Origin of the sequence: Nocardia halotolerans, from assembly GCF_042650145.1 — a bacterium.
GTDB lineage: Bacteria > Actinomycetota > Actinomycetes > Mycobacteriales > Mycobacteriaceae > Nocardia > Nocardia halotolerans.
Window position 1 is genome coordinate 187704 of record NZ_JBHSDL010000005.1, and the last position, 9956, is coordinate 197659.

At 66.5% G+C, this 9956-nt stretch carries 10 protein-coding genes; 4 read left to right on the forward strand and 6 right to left on the reverse strand.

Features of this window, described 5'->3' with window-relative positions; all coding sequences use genetic code 11:
- Window positions 1-99 precede the first annotated feature (99 nt).
- Complete coding sequence (locus ACFO5K_RS05060; RefSeq protein WP_378556388.1) at window positions 100-597, forward strand: DUF6196 family protein; 498 nt, start codon at window positions 100-102, stop codon at window positions 595-597.
- On the opposite strand, the gene ACFO5K_RS05065 is transcribed toward ACFO5K_RS05060, so the two are convergent.
- Both ACFO5K_RS05065 and ACFO5K_RS05070 read right to left on the reverse strand, forming a co-directional pair.
- Complete coding sequence (locus ACFO5K_RS05065) at window positions 566-1642, reverse strand: alcohol dehydrogenase catalytic domain-containing protein (RefSeq protein WP_378556391.1); 1077 nt, start codon at window positions 1640-1642, stop codon at window positions 566-568. The genes ACFO5K_RS05060 and ACFO5K_RS05065 overlap by 32 nt on opposite strands.
- Before the next feature lie 2 nt (window positions 1643-1644).
- A complete protein-coding gene (locus tag ACFO5K_RS05070) occupies window positions 1645-2829 on the reverse strand; it encodes an LLM class flavin-dependent oxidoreductase (RefSeq protein WP_378556394.1) in 1185 nt (394 codons plus the stop codon).
- Window positions 2830-3062: 233 nt separating this feature from the next.
- Here ACFO5K_RS05070 and ACFO5K_RS05075 point away from each other — a divergent pair, with 233 nt between their 5' ends.
- Window positions 3063-3383 carry a hypothetical protein gene (locus ACFO5K_RS05075; RefSeq protein ID WP_378556397.1) on the forward strand — a complete coding sequence of 107 codons (321 nt, stop codon included), beginning with the start codon at window positions 3063-3065 and terminating at the stop codon, window positions 3381-3383.
- Window positions 3380-4039, forward strand: a complete 660-nt coding sequence (locus tag ACFO5K_RS05080) for a TetR/AcrR family transcriptional regulator (protein ID WP_378556400.1) — start codon at window positions 3380-3382, stop codon at window positions 4037-4039. The genes ACFO5K_RS05075 and ACFO5K_RS05080 overlap by 4 nt, the downstream gene beginning before the upstream one ends.
- A 164-nt stretch (window positions 4040-4203) precedes the next feature.
- Here ACFO5K_RS05080 and ACFO5K_RS05085 read toward each other — a convergent pair whose 3' ends face one another.
- From ACFO5K_RS05085 to ACFO5K_RS05095, 3 genes are all read right to left on the reverse strand, one after another.
- The gene (locus tag ACFO5K_RS05085; RefSeq protein ID WP_378556403.1) at window positions 4204-5682 is read right to left on the reverse strand and encodes an FAD-dependent oxidoreductase; all 1479 of its coding nucleotides are present in this window, start codon (window positions 5680-5682) and stop codon (window positions 4204-4206) included.
- Window positions 5683-6104: 422 nt separating this feature from the next.
- Window positions 6105-6461 (reverse strand): hypothetical protein, encoded by a 357-nt coding sequence (locus ACFO5K_RS05090; RefSeq protein WP_378556406.1) that lies wholly within the window; start codon window positions 6459-6461, stop codon window positions 6105-6107.
- A gap of 130 nt (window positions 6462-6591) precedes the next feature.
- The gene (locus ACFO5K_RS05095) at window positions 6592-7776 is read right to left on the reverse strand and encodes an epoxide hydrolase family protein (RefSeq protein WP_378556409.1); all 1185 of its coding nucleotides are present in this window, start codon (window positions 7774-7776) and stop codon (window positions 6592-6594) included.
- A gap of 104 nt (window positions 7777-7880) precedes the next feature.
- Between ACFO5K_RS05095 and ACFO5K_RS05100 the strand changes: the two genes are divergently transcribed.
- The gene (locus ACFO5K_RS05100; protein ID WP_378556412.1) at window positions 7881-8456 is read left to right on the forward strand and encodes a CGNR zinc finger domain-containing protein; all 576 of its coding nucleotides are present in this window, start codon (window positions 7881-7883) and stop codon (window positions 8454-8456) included.
- A 90-nt stretch (window positions 8457-8546) separates the two neighbouring features.
- Here the strand turns inward: ACFO5K_RS05100 and ACFO5K_RS05105 are convergent, their stop codons facing one another.
- On the reverse strand, window positions 8547-9776 hold the full coding sequence (locus ACFO5K_RS05105; protein ID WP_378556422.1) for a PucR family transcriptional regulator: 1230 nt from the start codon (window positions 9774-9776) through the stop codon (window positions 8547-8549).
- Between the last annotated feature and the right edge of the window lie 180 nt (window positions 9777-9956).

Genomic DNA, 9956 nt, shown 5'->3' on the forward strand with positions numbered 1-9956 from the left:
GGCGTTGCGACGGTGGTTGCCCCGGGAGGGGGCCACGCTCCGACCCGGGAGTACGCATTCCCGAGTCGGAGCACGATTCACGGATCGAGGAGCTCGCTGATGGTCGGTGTGAGTATGGAGACTGCGCAACAGACAGAACAGCGGCTACGCCGGGTGATCGCCGAGGCTGATCTCGTCGTACACGACGGCGTCTGGAGTTTCGACGAGTTTCCCGCCGATCAGCCGCCCGCGCTCACCAGCGAGACGCTCGCCGTCGTCAGGGACCAGGAAAGCTGGAGTCGCCTTGCCCCACTCGACCCGGAGCGCGAGGGCGTCGAACGCTTCGGAATCTTCTCCTTCCATTTCGCCGAGAACCTGGACAACAGCGGTTTCGTCGGCTGGCTGGCCACCCACCTCAAAACGGAGCTGGGTACCGGGGTCTTCGTGGTCTGCGGCAGCAATCGCACCCGCGGCGGCATCTACGACTACTGGGGTTGCCCAATCGACTTGCTCGACCAGGCCGTCGCGGTCGTTGATGCCCTGCGACGGACGGGACCGGCCGCGCCTGCGGCGTCGCCCCCGGGAATCAGTCCGCCGCGAGACCAGGGCGGACGATGATCTTCACGTGTTCCTGAGGGGCGCGCAGGGTCATGAAAGCGTCAGCGACACCGTCGAGGTCGACGCGCCCGGTGATGATCGCTTCCGCGTCGATCGACCCATCCGCCAAACGCCGCAGCGTGATGTCGTAAGCGTCCTGGTAGGGCCCGTGACCGAAATTGACCGCGATGCGCCGGAATTGGGGCACGACCGGCGTGATGGTCTCGGCCACGAAGCCGGCGGCAAGCACCTGGATGCGTGAATTGAACGGCAACTGATGAGTGAGCTCGTTCAAGAGCCCGGCGCGCCCACTGCACTCGTAGGCGATGAGGATTCCGTTCGTCGACGCGCCCACGACCGAGTTCCCGTCGGCGACCAGGGCATTCCACACCTCGATCGGGTTACGCACGGTGGGATCGACGACGATGTCCGCACCCATCAGCACGGCCAGTTCCCGGCGCCGGGGCGAGGGCTCCGAAGCGATCACCGTCTTCGCGCCGCGCGCCTTCGCCGCGATGATGGCACCCAAACCGATAGTGCCACAACCGATCACCAGCGCCGAGTCCGCGTTGGTGAGCCCCGACTGCTGGACATGCATCTCACCCACATGCAGCGGCTCGGCGAGGGTGGCATGATCGAGCCGCAGGTCGTGAGGAACTTTGCGCACCCAGAAGGCATCGACGACAATCGCCTCGCCGAACGCCCCGTGATAGGTGTTGGAGTAGCCGATGATCGTGGGGACACCGGTGCCGGCCTCGGTGGCCAGGCCGACACCCGCCACCCGATCACCCACCGCGAAATCGGTGACGCCCGCGCCCAGTTCGGTGACCACCCCGGCGTACTCGTGCCCGAGCACCACCGGTCGTCCGGTGTCGAACGAGGCAAGCGGGTAACCACCCGCCTGGGCGACTTCGACGAACCGGCAGGCATCCTTGGACACCGACAGGTCGCTGCCGCAGATGCCACACGCGGCCACCGCGATGCGAACCTGGCCGGGCCCGGTCGCGGGCAATTCCGCAACATCGCCGACGGTGAATTCCCCATCGAAGAATCGCACAGCGCGCATGGTCATGCTCCCGTCACGGCATCGGTGCCGTAGTAGTCGGTGTTGGCCTTGGTGATCGCGGTGACCAGCTGCCCGATCAGCAACTCGCGGTGCTCCTCGGCGAACTGGAGGCTGGCCCGGCGGCCGGCATTGCGATTCTTGAAATGCGGCACCACCTCGGCGGCGAACAGTTCATAGCTGCGTTTGGTGTCCTCCCAATCCGCCATGTCCACGTGCAGGATCAGCAAGGTGCCGAAACCGCCGGTCTTGTCGATCAACCGCTGGATCTGCACGATGGCTTCCTCCGGTGTGCCGATGACCGCCTGCCCGAACTCGCCGAGCGTGTCGTTGCGCCACTGCTCGATGATGCCCAGGGGGGTCGCCGCCCAGTCCGGCCGCTGCCCGGTCTGGCGGTTGACATAGGCCGCCATGGACCCGATCCGCCGCGAGACCGCACGCTCGGCCTCGGCGCGCGTCTCGGCCAGGAACATCGGGGTCACCAATCGCCAGCTCGCCCGATCGGCGAGCCGGCCGTGCTCGGCACAGACCTTCTCGTAGACACCCCAATTGCGGTCCAGCGCGGCGAAACCGGTCGGTGAACCCGCCGCCAGCGACAGCAGCGACAGTCCGTGCGTGCCCGCCAGCACCGACCCGTTCGGTGAGATCGTGGAGGCGGCGGCCACCTCGATGCCCGCGGGGTCATAGGTGGGCAGCTGGGCCCGTGCGTCGCGCAAGGTGAACCAGTCGGTCTGCATGTCGACGACATCGCCGCGAAGCAGCCGCAGGACCGCCTCTAGCGCTTCGCCTTGGCGACGGCGCTGATCGGACGGCTCGATGCCCATCATGTGTGCGTCGAGGGGGATCTTGCCCGGCCCCGTGCCGAAGATGACCCGGCCGCGCGTCTGCAGATCGAGTTGGGTGATGCGGTCAACGGTGACCAACGGGTGATGGTAGGGCAGCGACACCACTCCGGTACCGAAACGGATGCGCTGGGTGCGTTCGGCCGCAGCGGCGATGAACAGGTCCGGCGCGGGCACGATCTCGGCACCGGTGGAATGGTGCTCGCCCATCCATGCCTCGTCGAAGCCGAGATGATCGAGGTGTTCCATCAGGTCGATATCGCGACGTAGCTGCAGCGCCGGGTCGGCATCGAGCGGGTGATACGGGGCCAGGAAGGCGCCGAACCTGATTGAACTGGGGCTCCACATAATGCGTCTCCTCATCGAAACGGTGCGGTGAGCGGGCTCACAGCGCTGCCCTCAGCTTCGACTTGGATCAACTGATCCAGAAGTTGTCCTCCCGTTCAGTGGGAGATCGACTCATTCGCCGTGGAGATTGTGGCTCCCAGCGTTGACATCGACAGGATCAGGTGTCGATGATCGGATCAGGTGATCCAATCTTCCGGCGGTCCACCGGCGCCGATTCGTGAGGAGTCCAGACCATGTTTCTCGACATCGATCCGCGGCGGAAGCCACCGGTCACGCTGGCCGAGTCCACAGACTTCGACTCGCTGTCGGTGCTCGTCCGCGCGACGCCGCAGGCAGTGCGGCTACCCGAGGTCCTCGATGGCTGGGGCCGGTTCGACGGCACCCGGGTATGGCTGAGCACGCAGCGCCTCGAGGACGAACTCGGCGACCACTTCGGCTCCGACCTGACATGGCGACAGCGTTTCACCGCCATGCTCGACTACGCCATGGCCAACGGCTGGTTCGACGAATCCGGCCTGAGCATCCGCGCCCACTGCCGGTGGCAGCCGCTGTGACAGACACCGACGCGAACCCCACCATCCCTGCGGTCAACCGTCAAGGGAATGCCACCCGCACCCGTTTGCTGAAGACCGCCGAACGACTCTTCGCGACCCACGGTGTCGACGCGGTCTCGGTCCGCGCGATCAACGCCGCCGCCGGACTCGGACCCGCCTCGGTCAACTACCACTTCGGCACGAAAGACCACCTGCTCGCCGCGGTGCTGCTCGACCTCGGAGCCGGTGTGCGCGACCGTATCCGCGCCAACGTGGGCACGCTGGCGGACCGTGAGCACGCGCCCACCGTCGACGAGCTCGTAGACGCAGTCACCAGCCCCTACCGGGAACTGTTGTCCCGCCATCGCACTCGCGGCCTGCGCTGGGTCAACATCGTCGCCCAGATGTCGGCACAGAACCATCCCGCACTCGACGCCGCCGAACAGGATCTGCGCGCGATCCTGCTGCACCAGGTCCGGCGCACCTTTCCCGACACCGACCCGAACCGGCTCGAACAACGCTGGGCGACCGCGCTCATGGTCTTCCTCCAGGCACTGAGCAGAGCAGACGAATGGAACCACCGCCGCGGCGCGGTTCCCAGTGCCGACGACCTGGACCAATTCTTCGACGACCAGGTGATCTACCTGGCCGGCGGCCTGACCCGGCTATTGACCTGAGATCGCACGCCCCGCGAGCACAGCATGCGCTACCTGCCGTGCGCGGCGAACCCGCCGCCAGCGCCGGCCGGTCCGCTGATCCGCGACTGGATCGTCAACGGAAATACCGATCTGCGCGGCGCCCACGTGTTGACGGGGTCGATGACCGCCATGGCGGGACCCCTTCAGGACGAAGTGGACTGGGCGGCGGCGACGCCGGCGCGGCGGCCGAAGAAGGTGCCGTCACCGAGGGATGTGCCGCTGATATAGCCCCACGAGTGCAGGCCGGAACTGGCTCTGCCCGCGGCGAACAGGCCCGGGATCGGTTCGCCGTCCAAGTCGAGCACGTGGCCGTCGATGGTGGTGTGCAGTCCGCCGATGGTGAAGACCTCCGCTCCGCCGCGGCCTGCTTCGCCGTACTCGGGTGGGACGATGCCACGCTGGACATCGATCGCCGCGAAGGGGGAGCGCAACGGACGCAACCACTGCGCCGACTTGTGAAAGTAGGGATCCTGCCCATCCGCCGCGTGGCGGTTGTATTCGTTGACCGTCGTCTGCAGCGCGCCTGGTGGCATGCCGATCTGCTGTTCGAGGTCGTCGAGGGTCTCGGCCACAAAATGTGGTTGCACGCCCCACCGTTCGTTCTCGGGCACTTCCTCGTAGGCTTGTTCGTCCAGGATCACCCACACCTTCAGCCCGTGCTTGAACAAGGCTGCCTGGCCGACGAGCCCGGGGTAGACGTCTTCGTTGATGAAGCGCCTGCCGGCGGCGTCGACGATCATCCCGCGCACCATCATCCCTGGGATCAGCGATATGCCGACCTGCGCGGCGGACATGTGCCGGACCGCGGCACCCGCGGCCTGCGCCATCACGATGCCGCGCCCGTCGTCACCACCGTCACTGTTCACGCCGAGCCCGACCAGTTGCGGTGCGTGCTGAGCCACCATCGCGGCATTGTCGGCGAACCCGCCCGTGGTCAGGACGACACCACTACGAGCGCGGTAGGTGTAATGGCGTCCGTACTGCTTGGCGACAACACCCACCACGCGGCCGGCTTCGGTGACGAGCCGGACTGCGTTGGTGTCGGTGTGCACCGCGACCGGGGTAGCGTTCACAGCCTCGAACAGCTTCTGCATCAGCACTTTCCCACCGAAACCGTCGGAGGTGACCCGGTGTCCCCGTGGCGACGGCTGTGCGAGATCAGCGAAGGGCCAAGCCTTTTCGCCCATCCACATGAGACCGTCATCGGTGGGCGGAACCCAGGTGGGGGAGTCCCACAGTGAGGGCTTGAACGGGACGCCGTGGTCGACGAGCCACTGGTAGTGTCGGGCGCTGTGCCGGCTGTAGAGGCCGATCTTCTCCTGATCGGCATTCGGTCCGAGCGCGGCCAGCAGGAACGCTTCCATGTCACCCGGGGTGTCCTCGAAACCGCATGCCCGCTGTACCTCGGTGCCGCCGCCAAGGTACATCTCTCCGCCCGATAGTGCGGAGGACCCGCCGCCACCGCCCAGCTTCTCCAAGACGATCACCTCGGCCCCGGCCGCCGTCGCCTCGAGCGCCGCGGCCGCACCCGCACACCCGTAGCCGACAATCAGAACGTCGGTTTCGTAGTCGATATGGTCGACTTCTCCCGCATCGACGGGCGTCACCTTGTGTGTGCTCATTCCCACTCCATCCGCTGTGCTGAGTACGCTAGGAGTTCTCGCGCACGCGTTATGGGGGAGTGACCACCCACCGGGAGATCACCTGCCGGTGGGAACAGCACAAGCCGCAACCCATTATTTCGTCACAGTGACGCTTTGATGGGGGCCTCGCGGTATCGCCCAAAGCGACGGCAGAGGGCATACGCGCTGTCAACTTCTCGCGGAATGATTGCCCGCCGTACTCTCGCTGCTGGCATCAGAGCACCCGCTACGTTTTCAGAATTGCGCAAGCACACCAGCAAGCCCAGAGGTCACTCCCGACCTCCCCGGCTCGCGCGCCGATAATGCACATTATGTCAAGTAACCGCTGTGTGCGTGCACCATCAGGCAATTGATGCGCGAAACCCCTACCCCGCATCACATGAGGATCGGCGATGGATCGGTCAGCGTGGCGTCAGCGTGATGGAGCCGACCACCACTCCACCCAGAAATGCCGGACCGTTGTACCCACCCTGCCCGTCGCTGATCAACACGACTCGGTGGCCGGGAAATATGTCCACGTAGCCACCATCGGGCGTCGAATGTATTGGGTAACGCCCGATCAAGACCAGTTCCCCGCCCTCGACGCGCGCGTCGCGTTGCAGGAGCACGATGCCGGCGGACCACGTCGTGGACGTGTAGGTGCCGGGTTCGACGTCGGCGAATGCTTGACCGGCCCCGCCGAAGACCGTGGCGGCACCGATGGCCACAGCCATCACGGCAGTCCGGGCTATCACCGGCCTGGCAGCGCGTATGGACATGGTCGACTCCTGTCGCCTCGGGCTGTCAATTCTACGCCTGCCGGCTCCGGCTGATCCGGCCGAATATGCGGGGTGCACCAGCGATCTCGTATCACCCGCCCCCGGCAGATTTCTTTCGGCTCGGTTTGTGTCAGGCACGGGTAGGCCGGTCAGTGGCCAGCACTGCCGCGAGACCCTCCTGTACGTCCTTCACGAAGTACTCGGGGACCTCGAGCGACGGGAAGTGTCCCCCGGATTCTGGTGAGGTCCATCGGACGATCTGCCGGTATCGCTCCTGTGACCACGGGCGCGGGTACTTCTCGATGTCGCGCGGATACATCGTGATCGCCGCGGGCACCTCGACACGGAGTTGCGGGTCGAGTGAGTTGTGGCTTTCGTAGTAGATGCGGGCCGCCGACGCGCCGGTCCTCGTCAGCCAGTACAGGGTGACGTTGTCCAGTATCCGGTCGATGGAGATCGTCTCGAACGGGCTGTCTTCGGTGTCGGACCACTCGGCGAACTTGTCGAGGATCCAGGCGAGGAGTCCGACCGGTGAATCGACGAGTGCGTAGCCGATCGTCTGGGGCCGGGTCGCCTGTTGCTTCGCGTATGCCGCGCGGTGGTGCCAGAAGTCGTGGGTTTCCTCGGTCCACCGGCGTTCGGTCGCCGTCAATCCGTCCGTTGTCAATCCGGGCGGTGCCTCGGCGAAGGTGGTGTGGATACCGAGGACATGCGCCGGGAACCTGCCACCGAGGACCGTGGTGATATTGCCGCCCCAGTCGCCGCCCTGGGCCACGAACTCGTCGTAGCCGAGCCTTCCCATCAGTTCCACCCAGGCGGCCGCGATCTTCTCGGTCCCCCATCCGGTGGTGGCCGGCTTGTCGCTGTAACCGAACCCCGGCAGCGACGGAACCACGACGTGGAATGCCGGTGCGTCCGCGTCGTCGGGATCAGCGAGTTCGTCCACCACGTCGATGAACTCGGCGATGCTGCCCGGCCAGCCGTGCGTCAGGATCAGCGGGGTGGCGTCGGCGCGCGCGGATCGGCGGTGCAGGAAGTGGATTCCCAGATCGTCGATGGTTGTGCGGAACTGGCCGATCCGGTTGAGGCGCTCCTCGAACGACCGCCAGTTGTACTCGGTGCGCCAGTAGTGCACGACCTCGACGAGGTCGGCCAGCGGCACCCCCTGGTCCCATCGGCGAGGGTCGGGTGCGGCGCGTTGGACCGTTTCGGCTTCCGGTAACCGGGCGGCGGCCAACCGTGCGCGTAGCTCGTCGAGGTCGGCGTCGGGCGCGTGGGCAACGAATGCTTGAACATCGCTGGTTGGACGGGACATGAGACCTCCTGGCCATCGCGGAAGCCGGCTACAACCCGACGAGAACCGGCTATGACGGTTCTAGCATGCCTCTCGCGGTTGCGGCAACCGGCTATGGTGGTTCCATGCGTGCTGAGTTTCCTGACTTTCGCCTCGGTAGTGTGCTGGCGACCAGCTTCACGGCAACGCTGACCGAGCGGCAGGGCGAACCTGTGGAGCGCATCCCCACCCCGCGGCGGCTCGTGGATTGGCTGGCGGTGAACGGCCTGGCCGTGGACTCCTGTACCGCCGGCCAGCTCGAGCGGGCCCAGGAGCTGAGGGAAGCGATTCACGCCGTCGCGACCGCGGCCGCACTCGGGGGCACTCCCCCTACGTCTGCCGTGCGAGTCGTCAATGACTGCAGCATGCGGGGCCGCGCCGCGGCCGTCCTGACGCCTGAGAGCACTCGGCAATGGCGACTCAGCTCGCCGACGTGTGTAGAAGACGCCCTGGGCGTGATCGCGGCCGACGCGATCAGCATCGTCGCGGGAGAACGAGACGGCAGATTGGCCTTGTGCGCATCGCCGAGCTGCCGGGCCGCCTTCTTCGACACGAGCCGAAGCCGCACGCGCAGATGGTGTGACATGAACACGTGCGGGAATCGGCAGAAGAAGGCGCGCTTCCACGCCAGTCACCGCAAAGGACCCAGCTCGGCGGGGTGATCGCTCCCTTCGTGACTGCCCGGCGAAGCCCGCGAAATGATCGGCGAGGCGACTGTGTGTAACTGTGCGGTACGCACAAACCGGCTGGACTCACATTGTCCGGGTTAGGACGTGCCGGTACCAGCGGCACACGCCCAGGGCGAAGCGGAGTTCGAAAGTGTTTGTGTCCAAGTCGATTCCGTAACGACCGGTGACCTGCTGAATGCGGTATTGAACCGTGTTGCGGTGAATGTCGAGGACGCGGGCGGTGCGCGAGTAGCTGGCGCCCTCGGCGAGGAACACGTCCAGGGTGTGGCGCAGGAGTTGCTTTTTGGTTCCGTCGCCGGCCAGTGCGCCAAGGGCTCGGTGCACGAGGGCGGCGAGTTCGTCCGGGTCGTCGGTCAGCAGGGCGAAGGGGGCGACCGCGGTGTAGTCGACGACGGTGGGTGCGCAGGGCCCGGCGGACAGGGCCAGGGTTTTGGTGCGGGCTGCGCAACGGGCTGAGCGGCGGAAACCGGGCAGCCCTTCCCCTGCCGGTCCGAGGGCCACTCGCACCGGCAGGCCGGCGGTGTCGAGCTGGGTGGCGAGGCTGTCCGGTGGGTCGGTGCGGGTGGGGAACCAGATTCGCAGGGCGCGGTCGCCGGTGGCGGCCACGAGTTCGGTTCCGCCGGTTCGCATCACGGTGCACAGCAGCTGCCGGGTCTGTTCGAGTGCGCGGACCGCGTCGGCGCCGGTGGTGGTCGGCGCGGTCCACACCTCCGCGGCGAGGTGTGTGCGGTCGAGGCGGTAGCCCAGCACCTCTTCGGCGGCGGCCACGTCGACGTCGGCATTGTCGAGCAGCCGCGTGATCCACTGCTGCCGGGCAGCCTGGCGGCTGCTGAGCCAGCGGTCGCGTTCGGCCTCGTAGATCCGTCCCATGGAGGAATTGAGACGGTCGAGGTAGCTGCTGGCGAATTTGAGCAGTTCGGCGATCCGGACGCCTTGCTCGGGGCCCGGGGTGGCCAGGATCAGGCCGATCGCCGCGTCGAGCAGTCGGTACTGGCCCAGTCCGTAGGCGCGCAGCAGCACCGTCAGTGGCACGCCGCGCCGGGCCAGGCGTTGCGCGTAGGCCGCGGCGCCGGGCGGTGGGCTGACGGTGGCCGGGTCGATGTTGTTGGCCAGTACGTACTGCACGGTGGCGATGTTCTCGGCGATGCTGGCGGCGCGCATCTCGGTGAGGTCGGCGGCGATGTCGTGTACCGGGATCATCTGTTCGGTGACCCGGATGAGGTCTTCGGTGAGGGTGCCGGTGATCGGAGCGATCGCCTGGCCGACCCACACCAGAGATCCGTACGCCGCCACGAGCTTGCTCCATCTGTTGCCCAAAAACCGTCGGTGACATTGTGCCATCCGCACAAATTCCGGATGCGAGTCGTGCTTGACGCCGCAAAACAGACCGGACGTGTGGTCGGGGCACGCTGAGCTGTGATGTCATGGTCCGTCGCCTGATCCGTCGGTCCGGAATCCGACCGGATTCACGGG

Coding starts and splice junctions, on each gene's coding strand:
- ACFO5K_RS05060 (WP_378556388.1), top strand. CDS start 100: ATGGTCGGTGTGAGTATGGAGACTGCGCAACAGACAGAACAGCGGCTA.
- ACFO5K_RS05065 (WP_378556391.1), bottom strand. CDS start 1,642: ATGCGCGCTGTGCGATTCTTCGATGGGGAATTCACCGTCGGCGATGTT.
- ACFO5K_RS05070 (WP_378556394.1), bottom strand. CDS start 2,829: ATGTGGAGCCCCAGTTCAATCAGGTTCGGCGCCTTCCTGGCCCCGTAT.
- ACFO5K_RS05075 (WP_378556397.1), top strand. CDS start 3,063: ATGTTTCTCGACATCGATCCGCGGCGGAAGCCACCGGTCACGCTGGCC.
- ACFO5K_RS05085 (WP_378556403.1), bottom strand. CDS start 5,682: ATGAGCACACACAAGGTGACGCCCGTCGATGCGGGAGAAGTCGACCAT.
- ACFO5K_RS05090 (WP_378556406.1), bottom strand. CDS start 6,461: ATGTCCATACGCGCTGCCAGGCCGGTGATAGCCCGGACTGCCGTGATG.
- ACFO5K_RS05095 (WP_378556409.1), bottom strand. CDS start 7,776: ATGTCCCGTCCAACCAGCGATGTTCAAGCATTCGTTGCCCACGCGCCC.
- ACFO5K_RS05100 (WP_378556412.1), top strand. CDS start 7,881: ATGCGTGCTGAGTTTCCTGACTTTCGCCTCGGTAGTGTGCTGGCGACC.